14 protein-coding genes and 3 pseudogenes are annotated in these 15,638 nt (G+C 68.9%); 9 read left to right on the top strand and 8 right to left on the bottom strand.

Going from position 1 to position 15,638, the window contains the following annotated elements; all coding sequences use genetic code 11:
- Positions 1-394: 394 nt before the first annotated feature.
- The 3 genes and pseudogenes from ACWGJM_RS43915 to ACWGJM_RS43905 form a co-directional block, all read right to left on the bottom strand.
- Positions 395-660: pseudogene (locus tag ACWGJM_RS43915) on the bottom strand (DUF4235 domain-containing protein).
- Positions 661-665: 5 nt separating this feature from the next.
- Positions 666-1,148 (bottom strand): DUF3618 domain-containing protein, encoded by a 483-nt coding sequence (locus tag ACWGJM_RS43910; protein WP_453417375.1) that lies wholly within the window; start codon positions 1,146-1,148, stop codon positions 666-668.
- Positions 1,145-1,582, bottom strand: a complete 438-nt coding sequence (locus ACWGJM_RS43905; RefSeq protein WP_453417374.1) for a phage holin family protein — start codon at positions 1,580-1,582, stop codon at positions 1,145-1,147. Before ACWGJM_RS43905 ends, ACWGJM_RS43910 begins: the two co-directional genes overlap by 4 nt.
- Positions 1,583-2,074: 492 nt before the next feature.
- Between ACWGJM_RS43905 and ACWGJM_RS43900 the strand changes: the two are divergent.
- Positions 2,075-2,335 (top strand): annotated as a pseudogene (locus tag ACWGJM_RS43900) (ATP-binding protein); the annotation flags it as partial.
- Between the two features lie 120 nt (positions 2,336-2,455).
- On the top strand, positions 2,456-2,698 hold the full coding sequence (locus ACWGJM_RS43895; protein ID WP_453417373.1) for a hypothetical protein: 243 nt from the start codon (positions 2,456-2,458) through the stop codon (positions 2,696-2,698).
- Between the two features lie 57 nt (positions 2,699-2,755).
- Here ACWGJM_RS43895 and ACWGJM_RS43890 read toward each other — a convergent pair whose 3' ends face one another.
- Positions 2,756-4,516 (bottom strand): glycosyl hydrolase family 28-related protein, encoded by a 1,761-nt coding sequence (locus ACWGJM_RS43890; protein WP_453417372.1) that lies wholly within the window; start codon positions 4,514-4,516, stop codon positions 2,756-2,758.
- Between the two features lie 275 nt (positions 4,517-4,791).
- Positions 4,792-5,790, bottom strand: a complete 999-nt coding sequence (locus tag ACWGJM_RS43885) for a LacI family DNA-binding transcriptional regulator (RefSeq protein WP_453417371.1) — start codon at positions 5,788-5,790, stop codon at positions 4,792-4,794.
- Positions 5,791-6,076: 286 nt separating this feature from the next.
- Here ACWGJM_RS43885 and ACWGJM_RS43880 point away from each other — a divergent pair, with 286 nt between their 5' ends.
- Positions 6,077-8,074, top strand: a complete 1,998-nt coding sequence (locus ACWGJM_RS43880) for a hypothetical protein (RefSeq protein ID WP_453417370.1) — start codon at positions 6,077-6,079, stop codon at positions 8,072-8,074.
- Positions 8,075-8,402: 328 nt separating this feature from the next.
- Here the strand turns inward: ACWGJM_RS43880 and ACWGJM_RS43875 are convergent.
- Together ACWGJM_RS43875 and ACWGJM_RS43870 are read right to left on the bottom strand one after the other, a co-directional pair.
- Positions 8,403-8,688: pseudogene (locus tag ACWGJM_RS43875) on the bottom strand (transposase); the annotation flags it as partial.
- A gap of 126 nt (positions 8,689-8,814) precedes the next feature.
- On the bottom strand, positions 8,815-9,279 hold the full coding sequence (locus ACWGJM_RS43870) for a MarR family winged helix-turn-helix transcriptional regulator (protein WP_453417369.1): 465 nt from the start codon (positions 9,277-9,279) through the stop codon (positions 8,815-8,817).
- Between the two features lie 168 nt (positions 9,280-9,447).
- Between ACWGJM_RS43870 and ACWGJM_RS43865 the strand changes: the two genes are divergently transcribed.
- From ACWGJM_RS43865 to ACWGJM_RS43840, 6 genes are all read left to right on the top strand, one after another.
- Positions 9,448-10,668 carry an MFS transporter gene (locus ACWGJM_RS43865; protein WP_453417368.1) on the top strand — a complete coding sequence of 407 codons (1,221 nt, stop codon included), beginning with the start codon at positions 9,448-9,450 and terminating at the stop codon, positions 10,666-10,668.
- A gap of 124 nt (positions 10,669-10,792) precedes the next feature.
- On the top strand, positions 10,793-11,575 hold the full coding sequence (locus tag ACWGJM_RS43860) for an aldo/keto reductase (protein ID WP_453417376.1): 783 nt from the start codon (positions 10,793-10,795) through the stop codon (positions 11,573-11,575).
- 83 nt (positions 11,576-11,658) lie between these two features.
- Positions 11,659-12,678 carry an aldo/keto reductase gene (locus tag ACWGJM_RS43855; protein ID WP_453417367.1) on the top strand — a complete coding sequence of 340 codons (1,020 nt, stop codon included), beginning with the start codon at positions 11,659-11,661 and terminating at the stop codon, positions 12,676-12,678.
- On the top strand, positions 12,675-13,088 hold the full coding sequence (locus ACWGJM_RS43850; protein ID WP_453417366.1) for an SRPBCC family protein: 414 nt from the start codon (positions 12,675-12,677) through the stop codon (positions 13,086-13,088). The genes ACWGJM_RS43855 and ACWGJM_RS43850 overlap by 4 nt, the downstream gene beginning before the upstream one ends.
- A 298-nt stretch (positions 13,089-13,386) precedes the next feature.
- Positions 13,387-13,848, top strand: coding sequence for an HAD family hydrolase (locus ACWGJM_RS43845; RefSeq protein ID WP_453417365.1), 462 nt, complete (start codon positions 13,387-13,389; stop codon positions 13,846-13,848).
- Positions 13,849-13,966: 118 nt separating this feature from the next.
- Complete coding sequence (locus ACWGJM_RS43840) at positions 13,967-15,157, top strand: PP2C family protein-serine/threonine phosphatase (protein WP_453417364.1); 1,191 nt, start codon at positions 13,967-13,969, stop codon at positions 15,155-15,157.
- A 95-nt stretch (positions 15,158-15,252) separates the two neighbouring features.
- Here ACWGJM_RS43840 and ACWGJM_RS43835 read toward each other — a convergent pair whose 3' ends face one another.
- Positions 15,253-15,609: a hypothetical protein gene (locus ACWGJM_RS43835; RefSeq protein WP_453417363.1), complete on the bottom strand. Its 357-nt coding sequence runs from the start codon at positions 15,607-15,609 to the stop codon at positions 15,253-15,255.
- Positions 15,610-15,638 lie beyond the last annotated feature (29 nt).

Here is a 15,638-nt window from a genome sequence, read left to right as displayed (position 1 = left end):
GGCCGGAGCACCTCGTGCTCCGGCCCCTCCGTGCTGAAGCCGAGTCCGCGGTGGCTTCCGGGTTTGCCAGCTGCTGCCAGCAGTGGTGGACGTGCCGTTCAGCCTCTCGCACGGCGGAGGCGGCGTCGGTCGAGAGTGCGGCTGCAGAGGGCGCGACCTTGTCGGCGCGGGGTGTGGTGCGACCGCGCACCGGGTGGGCAACGCGTCCTCGGCCGCTGTGGTGGAGGACGGCTGCCCGGACGACCAGGATCGTGGCGATGACTGCTGAGGCTGTCAGTGCAGCAGTCGTGTGCTGATCGGGCATGTCTGTGAGGGTCCTTCGGACGGGTACTGACGCGAGTGGTGGGGGGGCCGGTATCCGTGTCGTACCGGCCCTCCCACTTCCCTATGCGTGTCAGCCGGGCCAGGTACCAGTCAGGCGGCGGGTGGCGGTGGCGCCGGCGCGGTCGACGGCCGCTTCGACCCCGGCGAAGACCGCGCCTTGCAGCGTGGCGGCCAGCAGCACCTCACGCCAAGAGCGCTCTTCGTCGGTGGCGTCCGGGGCGTCTTCGTCGTGGCCGAGCATCTTCCACGTCTGCTTGAACACCGCTCCCGCGGTCATGCCGCTGACGGCGCCAAGAGCGAGACGACCGGCTTGTAGGCGATCTTCGACGCCTTCACGCGGCTCACCCCTTCCGGCGGCGGCAGGTCAGCCACACCACGACGGCCACGCCCGCTGCTGCCAGCAGCAGGTTGCGGTTGTCACGGGCCACCTGCGCCCCTTGGGCCGCCTTCTGCCGCACCGGCTCGGGGGCCTTCTCCTCCCACATCTGACCGGCCTGGGCCGCTTTCGCCCGGGCCTGCTCAGCGGCCTGGGCGGCTTTGTCCTTGACCGGGTCGGGCAGCCTGTCCTGCGCCTGGTGTGCCAGGTCGGCGGCCTTCGCCTTCAAGTCCCCGGCCTTGACCGCGGCCTGCTCCTTCAGCTCGCCGGCCTTCGCGGCGGCCTGTTCCTTGACCTCGGCGGCCTTCTCCTGGGCTCGCGCCTTGACGTCAGTCTTCGCCGCCAGCGCCTCGACCGTCTCCCCGAGTTCGGTCCGGGTCTGCTCAACGTGCTCGCGCAATTCGTCGGGGCTGGAGGCGATGGGCTCGTCGTGAGGCGGCTGGGTCATCGGTGCGCACTCTCCTTGATCTCGGCCACGTCGGCCTTCACGTTCTCGACCGTCTGCTCGGGCGCGGGCGGCGCGGCCTGGTCGACCTGCTTCTTCCCACTCATGGCCATCACCGCGGCGATCACACCCAGCACCGCCGTGACGATCAGCGCCGCCGCCCACACCGGCAACGGCACCGCCAGCGCGGCAATCGCGGTGGCGACCAGCGCCTGAAGCATCAGGAAGCCGACGACTCCGGCGCCGCCGAACAGACCACCGCCCTTGCCGTAGCGCTTGCCCTTCTCCTTCATCTCCGCCTGGGCCAGCCTCAGCTCACCGCGCACCAGCTCGGTCAGCTGCTGCGAGGCCCGCTGCACCAGCTCGCTCACCGGCTCCTGGCCGGAGCGGTCCGTGCCGTGGTCGGATCCGGCATAGTGCGGCTGTGTGCCCGACATGGCGGTCACCTCCCGTCCCTCTGCGTCCCTGCAGGCCGGGCTGCGTCATGCGCCCGGCCATCCGATGAGCGCGCGAGTACCCCGGAAGGGCGAGTTCAGAGCGGGCGGCATAGCCCGCCTACAGCCCCGGACGGGACGCGGTGCCGCGGGGTATGACCGCGGTTGTGCGGGTCAGCCGCATGGTCCGGACTGGCGTGTTGCGGTGGCGGTGGCCGGCTGGTCCCGCGTGTGCCTGGTGGCTGGGGCTTCCGGGCACACGCAGCCGGCCCGCTCGAGCAAGGTCCGAGCGGACCGGCGCGCCGCTTGCCTCCAGCGTCCCTTGATGGCAGCGGGTCCGAGGAACAGGCCCGTTTGGCGTCGGTGATCTGCGCTCCGCTTGGGCCGCAGGTCGGGGCCGAAGCCTTCGTAGCGGCTGCGGTGTGTCTGCCCGGCAGGTCCACTTCACCAAGATCGCACAGACCTCCTCAACCCGGTAGCGCAGGTTGGGGGCCTGCCGGCAAGTACCCCCCCGGCCCGGTGCTGCTCGATCTGCGCGGCTCCGGCGCCGTGGTGGAGGTAGTGGTGTGGGACAACGCCCCAGGACTGCCAATCGCGCGGGCCGCCGACCCGGGCCGGGTGGGCCAGCACGGGCTGGAGATCGTCATGGCGGTCGCCCAAGGCTTTGAGGCGCAGCGCGAGCCGGTCGATCGACGCGGGGACCAACGCCGGGTTCTCGGCCAGGGAACGCGGGGGAGGCCATGCAGATCACCGTAGATTTCGGCGGAGCGGGGACGCATGTCCGCCTGCCCCGCGTCCCTTCTGCCCTTCGTCGCCGCCGCGAACAGCGGTGAGAGCACCATCGCCAGGAACAGCGCGATGGAGGGGGAGTAGGCCTTGCCGTACTCCCCGAAGACGTTGAAGTACGCGGCGATGGAGACCGCCGAGGCGATCAGCATCGAGCCGAAGCCGACCGGGTTGAAGTTGTGCGTATGGGCGCGCCTGAACTCGACGTACGACGGGCTGAGCTTCAGCGGCTTGTTGATGACCAGGTCGGCGACGACCGCGCCGATCCAGGCGATCGCCACGTCGGAGCAGAAGCCGAGGACGGTGTTGAAGAAACCCAAGACACCGCGCTGACCGGTCCGAACCGCCTCCGGCCCACCCCCCTGGGGGCGGGCCGGAGGCCGACACGCTTCAGTCCGTGACCACCGAGGTGTTCAGGCCCTTGTCGTAGTGGTTGTGCGCGATCCGGATGCCCGAACTGCCGTGGAAGACGAACAGCGGGGAGGTGTACGGCGGGTGGTCCGCTCCGTCCAGCCGCCGGACCGTGTTGCCGGTGAAGGCGAACCCGCCGACGCTCTTGGCGTCGACGACGGTGATGTCACCGATGTCGAACGAGTTGTGCTCGACCGAGATGTTGTGATGCACGGGGTTCGCCGGGTCGACGAGCTGGTTGGTCGGCTCGACGAAGAGGACCGGACCGGTGGGCCGTGTGAAGGAGTTCCCGCGGATCGTGAGGTCGGCGACCGGCCCGGACTCGTACCACTGGTAGGCGTCGGCGGAGACGTAGATGCTGGCCATGGACATCCCGTCGAACCGGTTGCCGGTGATGAGGGCGGGCTTGCGGGTGGTGACCAGCACACCGCGGGTCGGCACGTTGCGGAACACGTTGCCGGAGATGACGACCGACGGCGTGGCCGTGATGTTCTCGACGACCGTGCCGTTGGTCTCGACCCCGGCGGGTACCGGCCGGTCGAAGGTGACGGTCATCGTGGTCAGCGGTTTGTCGTGGTCCATTCCGCTCGGCCCGTCGACCGCGGTGACCACCGCGTGCGCGTCCGCCAGCGGTGTCATGGTGCGCTTGGCGGTGAACTCGACCTCGTCACCCGGGGCGAACTGCGGGAATCCGGCGGTCTGCGGGTGTTCGTAGGCGAGAGTGAGGGTGGACGGCCCGGGTTTCCCTACGACTTCGAGGTAGGTGCCGTGGATGTTGATCGGGTCGTCGTGCGGGCCGTCGAAGACGCTCCGGGTGATCGAGACCTTCCCCTTGACGCCGGACATCTGCACGAAGTCCGCGAACGAGGCCGTCGACCGGCCGGATGCCGGATCGGGTGCGAAGTTCACCTTGTCGATGGAAATGTTCTCGCTGAACTGCCCCACCACACCGAAGGACTGAAGGTAGTACGCGTTCATCGAGCGCATGGTGACGTTCTTGGACTGCCAGATGAAAGCGCCCGGTTCGGTTCGCTCGATGAGGCGCATCTGGTAGACGAGCCCGGCGTCCGCCGGCCGTGCCGTGGTGGAGTAGTCGATCCGGATTCGGCGGTGGCCGAGGTCCGTGACCGCGGCGACGTCGTTGAACAGCGGGTTGTCCCCGCGCCAGGTCCGTTGCGCCTTGGGGTCGTGGATCTGCGTGTACTGGAGTCCGTCGACACCCGACCAGTACGGCTGACCGGTGGCCGGACTGGTCTCGCCGAGCCAGGTGACGTGGGTGCCGTTCACCCGGTACGGGCTGCCGGCGGGGATCGACAGGACGCGGTAGGCGTGTCCGTCGGTGACACCGGTGGCGGCGACTGTCGCGTCGATGACCTCGGGGGCCGCGTAGTCGAAGGAGAAGTTCGTGAAGGTCACGTCGGTCGAGCGGATCGACGCGAACGCCGTCTGAAGGCCGTGGTAGACGAGCTTCGCTCCGCCGCCGTCGATGGTGACGTCGTGCATGTCCTCGACGAGCAGCCCGATCTTCTTGTCCCGGTAACGCTGGTCGGCGCCGACGGTGTTGGACACATAGAGCTCACGCGTCTCGGCCCGTTCGGGATAGAGCTGGTAGGTGCCCTTCGAGAACACGATCCTGACCGGCCGATGGACGCTCTTGGCGTGCCGCAGCGCCGCGGTGACGGCGGGTGTCGAGTCCGTCCGGCCTGTGGGGTCGGCTCCGTAAGTGTCCACGTCGACCATTACCGGCGCGGCCTTCGGCCCCGCGGCGACAGGGCTGGCGGCACCTCCGAGCAACGCGAGTGCCACCCCTAGAAAAACGAACCGAGACATAGCCCCTCCGGAGCATCCGTGAGCGACGAAACATCCGATGAATATGCGAATTGCCGCCAGTTGGTGCCCAATTGGCGCCATCTACGGCGAAATTGCGTACGGTCCCTATAGATCCGATCTACAGGTGCTGCTGGCCGTCACCGGACCGACGGCGTACTCGCTGTCCGAGCAGGGCACTCCTCGCCTCACTCCTTCCTCGGCGGCGCCGTGCTCGCGCGGATCACCAGCTCGGGGTCGAAGAGGAGTTCGCCGACGGGGACGTCGCGGTTGCCGACCAGGGCGAGGACGCTGCGGGCCACTTCCGAGGCCAGCCGGTCGGCGGGCTGGCGGACCGTGGTGAGCGGGGGATCGACGAAGTCCATGATCATGGAGCCGTCGTAGCCGACGACGGACACGTCACCCGGGACGTCGTACCCCTGACGGCGCGCCCCGCGGATCGCGCCCAGGGCCATGTAGTCGCTGGCGGCGACGATGGCCGTGGCGCCGCGGCCGAGGAGTGAGACCGCGGCGGACTGGCCGCCCTCGACGGTGTAGGACTGCCGGACCACCCACTGCTCCGGGTCCGCCACCCCACGCCTGGCGAGCGAGGCGACGAAGCCGCTGACACGGCGGTCGGCCGGGCGGTTGCCGACCGGGCCCGATGCCATGCCGATACGGCGGTGACCGAGCCGGTGCAGGTGGTCGACGGCGAGTTCGGCGGCCAGCAGGTCGTCGGTGGAGAAGACCGGCGCCTCGCCCCCGCCCTCGAACTGGCCGTTGACCCCGACGAACGGGATCCTGCGGGAGCGCAGGAGTTCGTACGCCTGCGGGTCCGCGCCCTCGATGGTGTTGCTGGCCGAGAGGAAGACGACGGCGGCGACGCCCCGGTCGGCGAGGGAGGTCACGAAGTCCAGCTCCTGCACCCCGCCGGGAAAGCACGGGCACAGGATCGTCTTCAGGCCGTGCGGGGCGAGGGTGGACTCGATCCGTTCGCAGACGTCGGCGAAGAACGGGTTGGAGACCAACTCCGTGATGACCGCGACGAGTTGACCCCGTGTCTGCCGCTCGTACCCCAGGTCGGCCATCGCCTGCTCGACCGCCTCGCGGGTCTTGCGGGACACGCCCTGGCGCCGGTTGATGACGCGACTGACCGTGGCCTCGCTCACCTGCGCCCGGACCGCGACCTCGGTGATGCCGACCTTCATACGGTTCCCTCCGTCACCCGTGGGGCCAGCCGTCGATGATACGTCCCCGCTCGTCACGGACGGTCATGCACAACGAGCGCGTGGCGCGGCTGGAAGCTAACCAGCGAACCAGCTCACTTGCAAGATGCGGTTGAAAACTTTCAGTACTACCGCCTGCACCAGATGGCATAGGGACTGCGTTTCTTGCATGTTTCTCGCGCATGACCATTGAACCGCCTCATCGGCCCCTGCTAACTTGCCGCCACTCGGCCGCCCCACCCGCCGTCACCGAAGACCGGGAGACCCGATGAAGCCCTCAAGGCTCGTGCTGCTCACCGCTGTTTCCCTCCTCATGTCGACGGCCCCCGCGCTGTCGGCCACGGCGGCGCCGGGAGACAGCGCGGCGCTCGCGTCCGGCACCGGCTCCGCCGCCCGCCCCCAACTCGCCATCGACGACCCAGGCTTCGAGAACGGCGGCGCGGGCTGGACCTTCGGCCCTGGCACCGGGGTCGGCACCGGCAACTCCCACGGCGGCACCCGCTTCCTCTACCTCGACGCCGGAGCCGGCAAGAGCGCCGAGCAGGCCGTCGTCGCGCCCCGCAACGGCAGTTACGACTTCTCCGCGTGGATAGGAAGCGCCGGAACCGGCGGCACGTACACGATCCGGCGCAACGGCGAGACCGTCGACACCATCATCCTGCCGCAGCGCGCCACATACGCCAGATACACCATCAGCCGCGTCGAGTTGAAGGCCGGTGACCGGCTCGAGATCGCCTTCGGTTCCGGCAGCGCCTGGGTCAACGTCGACGACCTGATGATTTCGCCGGCAGCGCCCGCCGACCCCGAGGTCACCTCGTCGGACCCGGAGGTCGTCGAGATGTTCGCCTGGGCCAAGAAGAAGGCCAACAGCTGGGTACAACTGCCCGGCACGACAGGCCCGATCAACGTCGACGAGTACCAGACCGGCGGCACCGGCACCGCCTCGTACACGCCCACCTACTGGGCCGGATACGCCAACCGCAGTGCCTACTACTCCCGCGACATGACCCACCAGCTCGCCGGCGCCCACATCCTCGGCCTCGACGCCGAGAACAAGACGATGCTCCGCTCGTACGCGTCGTCGGCCACCGCCGAGCACAAGTACTTCCCGGTGTGGTCGCTCAACTTCGACGCCAAGACCTACCTGAGCATCGACTACAAGAGCCCCGACAACTTCGTGCGCGAGGTACCGGCCGTCTTCGAACTCGTCGAGAAGGCCGCCCAGGCCTACCTCTGGACCGGCGACCGCAGCTATGTCGGCGACCCGACGCTGTGGGACTTCTACCGGCATGCCACCGAGCAGTTCATCGACCTGCACAACACCGCCAAGCCCAACGGCAAGGTCAAGGTCGCCGAGGGCACGGGCAACGGCATCTTCGCCGGGGCCGCCAGCTACAACGAGCAGGACGGCGACGACCTCGCCGAGGCCGGCGACGGCATCGCCTCCGAGTACCAGGCGTACCTGGCGATGGCGGTGCTCGCGCGCGGCAAGGGCGACACCGCGCTCGCCAGGACGTACGACCGGCGGGCCGCCGACCTGAAGGCGTACTTCAACGACGACTGGAGCGGCACCGGAAGCGGCGTCGACATGGTCCGCGCGTACAGCACGTCCGGCACCCCGGTCGCCGGCTGGGGCAAGGAGAACAGCGTCTTCATGCCGATGAAGCAGATCATCGATCCCGGCCCGCGCAACGACGCCTATCTCGACTACATCGAGGCTCAGGAGCTGGGGCCTCAGGGGTCGCCCAACATCGAGTCGACGACGTACCTGCCCGACATGTTCTTCAGGAACAACCGCAACGACACAGCCTGGACGTGGATGAAGAAGATCTACGGCGAGCGGGAGCTCCAGCACGTCAACTCCAGCCAGGGCCCCGACGGTGACTACCCCGAGGTGTCGTTCACCCTGGTCAGCCAGACCGTCGAAGGTCTGATGGGCATCGCGCCGGACGCGGCGGACCTCAAGGTGACCACGCAGTCGCGGCTGCCGTCCGGCATGAAGTGGCTCCAGGCGGCGGACGTGCCCGTCGGCACGGGCACGATCACGGTCCGGCACGACGGCATGACGAGGACCACGCTGACCAACAACGCGCGCAAGGGCGCCTACCGCTGGGAGGCCCGCTTCCCCGGCGTCCACAAGAAGATCAAGGTCAATGGTGTCCCGCAGCGCGTGCGCACCAAGACGGTCGGCGGCGTGACGTACACGTACGCGACACCGACCGTGCGGTCGGGGGCGACGACGGTGGTACAGGTGACCGACGGATGACGGAACGGCGAACGGAAGGCTGCGGCTGCGTGGTTCGTCCCGCAGGTTGGTAAGGGACCACGACTCCACAGGCCGGACGGTCACCGAGGACCGAGGTCGCCCGGGAACTCGGGGTCAGCCCGCGGCTGATCTTCTGCCGTGCGATGAGTGCGAAATCCGCCGGTGTGCGGTTCGAGCCGGCGATGTCCCGGGCGATCCATGGGGCGACGAACGTCGCCTCCCGGTCTCCATTGGCGAACGTCCACAGCATGGCCGGCTCATGTCCGTCCTCGGCGGTCGCCTTCGAGATCGTCCCTACGGCAGCCGGGTCCGGTTTGTCGGCGATGAGGTCGGCCGCCCTCGGCAGCGGCAGGCCGGCCAGCGTGCGGCGCAACCGCGTCGGCTCCAGCCAGCCCCGGCCCAACGCGGCATACAGGGCCGCGTGCCCCCGGCGGTGCTCGACCGCCAGGCAGAGCTCGACCAGGGTCTTCACCGGCCCGTCCGCGCACAGGATTCGCGTCGGTGAGCTCGAAGAGCGCATCGGCACGGCTGTACAGGAACTCGAAGAAGTCGACCCGAAAGCGGGACAACACGCTCGATGCCTCGCCTGCGGATGTGTCGACGGGGAGACTCATAGGCAGCGGCCGTTCTCCCGTGCTTCGCTGCTCGACATCTCGAAGTGTGAAGAACGGCCGAGTCATGTGCCGCCCGTTCCGGGGGATCTCAGCAGTTCGAATGACCCGTGACGTTGAACGCCAAGCTCAGAACCCGGTCGGCTGCGATATCTGGTTGATGACCCGCACGAGCGGGGCCAGATCGGGCCTCGACGCGGCGGCGTCGAGGGCCTCGCGCAACGCCTTGTTGTTGGTCGGGCGGGCCTCCTCCAGCAGGGCGAGGCCCGCGTCGGAGACGTTGGTGTAGATGCCGCGCCGGTCGGTCGGGCACAGGTAGCGCGAGAGCAGGCCGCGGTCCTCCAGGCGCGTGACGAGGCGGGTGGTGGCGCTCTGACTGAGGATGACGGCGTCGGCGACCTGCTTCATCTGCAGGTGGCCGCCCTCCCCGTCGTGCTGACGGCTGAGGACGTCAAGCAGCGAGTACTCGCGCACACTCAGGCCGTGCCCGGCCTGCAGAGCACGCTCGATGTGCGACTCGATCCTGCCGTGGAGCAGGGACAGCGCGCACCAACCCTGAGCGAGGGCGGTGAGCGCGGGGTCGGTGGCGGTCATCTGTCAGTCCTTCGTGGGAATGTCATCCGTCCTTCCCGGGGACCCGAGGAGTCCATGGAGCTGATGAGGCACACGCCACTATACGGCGTTTGCAAATAACCCGCGCATGCAATTATTGTTGTCGCTTGTTTGGCGCTACCGCAACGTCTCCATCGGAGGGTTACTTCCATGCCTCTCGCGCTCCTGGCCCTCGCCATCGGGGCCTTCGGCATCGGCACCACCGAATTCGTCATCATGGGCCTGCTGCCCGACGTCGCCGCCGCCCTCGACGTCTCGGTGCCCACCGCCGGATTCCTCGTCACGGGATACGCCCTCGGCGTCATGTTCGGCGCCCCGCTCATGACGATCCTCGGCACCAAGATCTCCCGCAAGAACATGCTGATGCTGCTCATGGGCCTGTTCATCGTGGGCAACGTCGTCTCGGCCGTCGCCCCGGTCTTCGCGGTCATGCTGATCGGCCGCGTGATCGCCTCGCTGGCGCACGGCGCGTTCTTCGGCATCGGCTCCGTCGTCGCCGCCGAACTGGTCGCCCCCGAGAAGAAGGCTGGCGCCATCTCCATGATGTTCACCGGCCTGACCGTCGCCAATGTCGCCGGCGTGCCGCTCGGCACGTTCGTCGGGCAGAGCGCCGGCTGGCGCGTCACCTTCTTCATCGTCGCAGCGCTCGGCGTCGTCGGCCTGGTCGGCATAGCCAGGCTCGTGCCCGACATGCCCAGGCCCGAAGGCGTACGTCTGCGCCACGAGTTGGCCGCCTTCAAGAACGTCCAGGTGCTGCTCGCCATGGCGATGACGGTGCTCGGCTTCGGCGGCGTCTTCGCTGCCATCACCTACATCGCACCGATGATGACCGACGTCGCCGGTTACGCGGAGTCGTCCGTGACCTGGCTCCTGGTCCTGTTCGGCCTCGGTATGGTCGCCGGCAACCTGATCGGCGGAAAGTTCGCCGACCGCAAGCTCATGCCGATGCTCTTCACAGCGCTGGGCGGCCTGGCCGTGGTCCTGGCCCTGTTCACCATGGGTGCGCACAACAAGATCGCGGCAGCCGTAGCCGTGTTCCTCATCGGAGCCCTGGGATTCGCCACGGTGCCGCCCCTGCAAAAGCGCGTACTGGACTTCGCGCATGGGGCCCCGACCCTCGCGTCCGCCGTCAACATCGGCGCCTTCAACCTCGGCAACGCGCTCTCGGCGTGGCTCGGAGGCATCGTCATCGCCGCCGGCTTCGGTTACACCTCGCCCAACTGGGTGGGCGCGGTCCTCGCCGCCTCGGCCCTGGTCCTCGCCGTGGTCTCCAGCATCCTGGAGCGCCGCGACCCCGAGCGCCACTCGTCGGCAACCACACCGACCCAGTCCCGGGACGCGGTCGAGCGGCCGGTCGCAGAGCGCCACTGACCGCGCACCGCGACGCACCCACCGACCATCAGCCCCTCGCCTCCGGCGACAAGCAAGATCGACAAAGACAAGGGAGAACATCGTGACCTCCATCCCCACCGTCACCCTCAACAACGGCGTCACCATGCCGCAGCTCGGCTTCGGCGTCTTCCAGGTCCCCGACGAGGAGACCGCCACCGCCGTCGCCACCGCACTCGAAGCTGGCTACCGCAGCATCGACACCGCCGCGGTCTACGGCAACGAGCGCGGTGTGGGCCAGGCGCTCGCCGACTCCGGCATCGCCCGCGACGAGCTGTTCATCACCACCAAGCTGTGGAACACGGACCAGGGCCACGACGCCACGCTCGCCGCCTTCGACGCGTCCCTGGACAAGCTCGGCCTCGACCACGTCGACCTGTACCTCATCCACTGGCCGACCCCGGCCCGGGACCTGTACCTCGACACGTGGCGCGCCTTGGAGAAGCTGTACGCCGACGGGCGCACCCGTGCCATCGGTGTCTCCAACTTCCAGCCCGCGCACCTGGAGCGCCTGCTCGGGGCCGCCACGGTCGTCCCGGCCGTGAACCAGATCGAGCTCCACCCGGGCCTCCAGCAGCGCGAACTGCGCGACTTCCACGCCCGCCACGGCATCGCCACCGAGGCGTGGAGCCCGCTCGCCCAGGGCGCCGTCCTCAAGGACGAGGCGGTCACCACGATCGCCGCCGAGCACGGCAAGAGCCCGGCCCAGGTCGTCCTTCGCTGGCACCTGCAGACCGGCAACGTGGTCATCCCCAAGTCGGTCACCGAGACCCGCATCCGCGAGAACCTCGACGTCTTCGACTTCGAGCTCGGCCCGCAGGAGATCGACGCGCTCACCGCGCTGGACCGCGGCATGCGCACGGGTCCGGACCCCGACGCCCTCAACTGACGACCAGGGCCGGCGCCCTCCGACGGCGCCCGGCCCGCACCCCACTTCGTACCCCCCCACGCAGAACGGTTTGAGGCACCACCATGAGCGTCCGCTCCATGCTGCCGGGCCGCATCGGCTTCGGCACCGCACCCCTCGGCAACATGTTCCGCGCCATCCCCGACGAAGAGGCCGCCGCCACCGTGCAAGCCGCCTGGGACCAGGGCATCCGCTACTTCGACACCGCGCCCCTCTACGGCGCGGGCCTCGCCGAGATCCGCCTGGGCGACGTCCTCTCGCAGCAGTCGCGCGACGAGTACGTCCTGTCCACCAAGGTCGGCCGGGTCATCCTCGACGAGATCGAGGACCCCGCGAACCGTGAACTCGGTGAGAAAGGCGCCCTGTTCGAGCACGGTCGCCCCAACAAGATGGTCAACGACTACAGCGCCGACGCGACGCTGCGCTCCGTCGAGGACAGTCTCAAGCGCCTCAGGACGGACCGCCTCGACATCGTCTGGGTCCACGACGTCGCCCAGGACTTCTACGGCGATGAGTGGGTCGGCGTGTACGAGAGCGCCCGCACGGGTGCGTTCCGCGCCCTGACGCGGCTGCGCGAGGAGGGCGTCATCAAGGCCTGGGGCCTCGGCGTCAACAAGGTCGAGCCGCTGGAGATGACGCTGGACCTGGACGAGCCGCGCCCCGACGCGTTCCTGCTCGCCGGCCGCTACACGCTGCTCGACCACGAGCGGGCGCTCCAGCGCCTGCTGCCCGCGGCCGCCGAGCAGGGCGTCGACATCGTCGGCGGTGGCCCCTACAGCTCCGGAATTCTCGCGGGCGGCAGCCACTTCGAGTACGCCGAGGCGCCCGCCGACATCGTCGAGAAGGTCGGCCGGATCAAGGCACTGGCGCAGGAGCACGGCATCGGCATCAAGTCCGCTGCCCTCCAGTTCGTACTGGCCCACCCGGCCGTCGCCGCGGTCATCCCCGGCGCGACCCGGCCCGGCCGCATCGCCGAGGACCTCGCCGCTCTCGCCCAGGACGTCCCGTACGCCTTCTGGAAGGCCCTTCGCGAGCAGAAGATCATCACGCACGACGCGCCGGTTCCCGTGAAGGGCGCGTCATGACCTCGGCCACCGTCACCCTCAACATGCCGCAGTCCGCCGATCAGGTCTGGCAGCTCATCGGCGGCTCCGGTTCCCTGCCCGACTGGCTGCCGTACATCACGGAGTGCCGGCTGAGCCGGGGCGACCTGCTGCGTACGCTGACGAACGCCGAGGGCGGCGTCATCGTCGAACGCCTCGAAGCCTTCGACGAGTCGGCCCGCACCTACGACTACTCGATCGTGCAGGCCTCCTTCCCCGTCATGGACTACCTCTCCAAGCTCCAGGTCGTCGACCGGGGCGACGGCGGATCCCGGGTGGAGTGGTCGGGCACGTTCACCCCGGACGGCGTCACCGACGGCGAGGCGATCGCCCTCTTCCACGGCATCTACCGGGACGGCCTGGCCGCCCTGGCGGAGACACTCGCCGCCTGATTGGACGGGCGAGCACCAGGCCGCGGCGCGGCAGGCCACCGTCCTCGGCCGTCCGGTCGCTGGGGGGCGACCGGGCGCGGGGGATCGTCGAGCTCGCGCACGAGCGGGCCATCGCCGCCACGCTTCGCCGACTGGTGGAGGTGGTCGCGGAGATCCGGTGGGGGAGCGGCGGCCGTCGCCGTGCGATGGCGCCCTCCGGCGTCGTCGACCGCGCCAACCCCCCCCACCGGCTCCGGACTGCGTCCGTGATCTCTCTTCCGAGCAGCATCGCCGCGCCATGTGGGTATGGTGGGAGCAGGTGGACTTTCTGCGCTGCGCGGAGGAGGTGGCCTACCGGGAACTCACCGCTCCGGACGCCTGGGTTCCCTATCCCGACACCGAACCGGTCCTGCGTGCCCTGTGCGAGCGCGGACTGCACATCGCCATCGTCAGCGACTTCGCCTGGGACCTGCGCATCCACCTCGCCCGCCACAGGCCGGCCGCCTTGATCGACACCTGCGTGATCTCCTACGAGCAGGGCCGAGAAAAGCCCGACCCGCAGCTGTTCCTCAAAGCCTGCGCCGACCCCCGCGCCACCCTCATGGTCGGCGACAACCCGGTCCGAGACGGTGCGCAGCCGCCTGCGGTCTGCGCACCTACATCCTGCCGGCGGAACACCGCATCGGAGAGCGAGGCCGCTCGTCGTGCGTTGACGCTGCTTGCCCTGTATCCCCCGGCCGCCGACGCACTGGCCGCCCGACCGCCTGCGGACCCCACCTGACGGACCCGGGACCTCCTCGCACCGACCCAGTCCGCTGCCCTGACCTGGCAAGAGAGGCTCATTAGGTGATTTGGCGGAAGCTCGGGGAAAAAGTTGTGGCAGCCGATGGGAGGTTGCCGTGGAGCGTGAAGATCTGGAACTGGGCCAGTTGCTGGCCGCTGCTGAGGCGGCGCCACCCGGTGAGTCCGTCAACGTGATAGCGCACGACCTGCAAAAGCGATTCGGTGCGGAGCGTGTGTCCTTCCTGTTCGCCGACCTCATCGGTCAGCGGCTGGTACGGCTCGCCGCGGCCGACGGTGATGTCGCGGACCATGCCGAGCCGATCAACCTCCAGGGCAGCATCTACGACAGCGTTCTGCAGAGCCAGCGCCAGCATGTGGAACCGGACGGCCAGGGCGGACGGCACGTCATCACGCCGGTCACCAACCGGGGCGACTGCATCGGCGTTCTGGAGGTGACCCTGCAGTCCGCCGACGACACCGTGCTTGGACAGGTCCGTGACGCGGCACACGCACTGGCCTACATCATCGTCACGGACCGCCGCTTCACCGACTTGTACCACCTGGGCCGGCGCACCACCGAGACCAGCCTGGCCGCGGAGATCCAGCACCAACTGCTTCCCTCAGCCCCCTGCTGCGAGGCGCCCCAGTTCACCCTCGCCGCCGGGCTGATCCCGGCCGATGACATCGGGGGCGACACCTACGACTACACCCTCGACCGCGACACCCTCCACCTGTCCATCACCGACGCCATGGGCCACGACACGAACTCCGCTCTGTTGGCGACCTTGCTGGTGGGCGCACTGCGGCGGGCACGCCGCAGCGGCTGTGACGCCCTCAAGCAAGCCCACCACGCCCACCAGGCCCTGCTGAGCCACAGCCGCGGCCTGGCCACCGGACAGTTGCTGTGCATCGACCTCAAAACAGGCCTCTGTGAACTGGTCAATGCCGGCCATCCCTGGCCACTGCGGCTGCGCGACGGCACCGTCGAAGAGGTCAAACTCGCCGTCAACCTCCCGTTCGGCGTGGCGGCACCCACCTCCTACCGCCTACAGGAACTGCAACTGCGGCCCGGAGACCGCCTGATCCTGCTCACCGACGGAATGCAGGAGCGCGGCGCCGCAGCCGTCGACCTGGCATCGGTCGTCCACGACACCCGCGCGCTGCACCCAAGAGAAGCCGTCCGAAGCCTGACCGCCGCAGTGCTTGATGCCTGCCATGGCAACCTCAAGGACGACGCCACGGTCCTGATACTGGACTGGCACGGCAATCGTCGCCGATCGGCCGGGACCAGACCGAGCCCACAGTGATGAGCCGCACCGGCTCACTGCTGAGAACGCCTGCGCCGGGGTGGTGCTCCGGTTGCGCGTCGGCCGGAGTCGACGCACAGCCGCGGAAGGGCGGGTTACGGGGCGTCCCGGAAGCGCCTGTCGGCCCAGGCCCCAGTCGCCCACCGCGTCGGGCGGCCAACGGTCGGCCACGCAACCGGGTGGTTGACGAGGTCGCTCCGCTGATCGACGCGATGCTGCGAGCCGAGATCACGATCAAGGGTGCGGTCATCCACGAGCGGCTGGTCCAGGAGTACGGTTTCACCGGCAACTACCAGCGGTTGGAGCTTTATCTCCAGGAAGCCCGGCCCAATATCGCGGAGGCACTGGGCTTCGCTCCTGGTGAACTTGCGGATCTCCACCGCCGTTTCGAGGTCATCCCGGGAGCCCAGGCACAAGCGGACTGGGGTGACGAGGGCAAGGTTCTCGCCCATGTCGGGATCCCGAAGGACTACTCGTGCCG

The organism is Streptomyces sp. NPDC054834 (assembly GCF_053611185.1).
The sequence above is the reverse complement of the archived record's forward strand: the minus strand, read 5'-3'. Positions and strand labels throughout refer to the sequence as shown.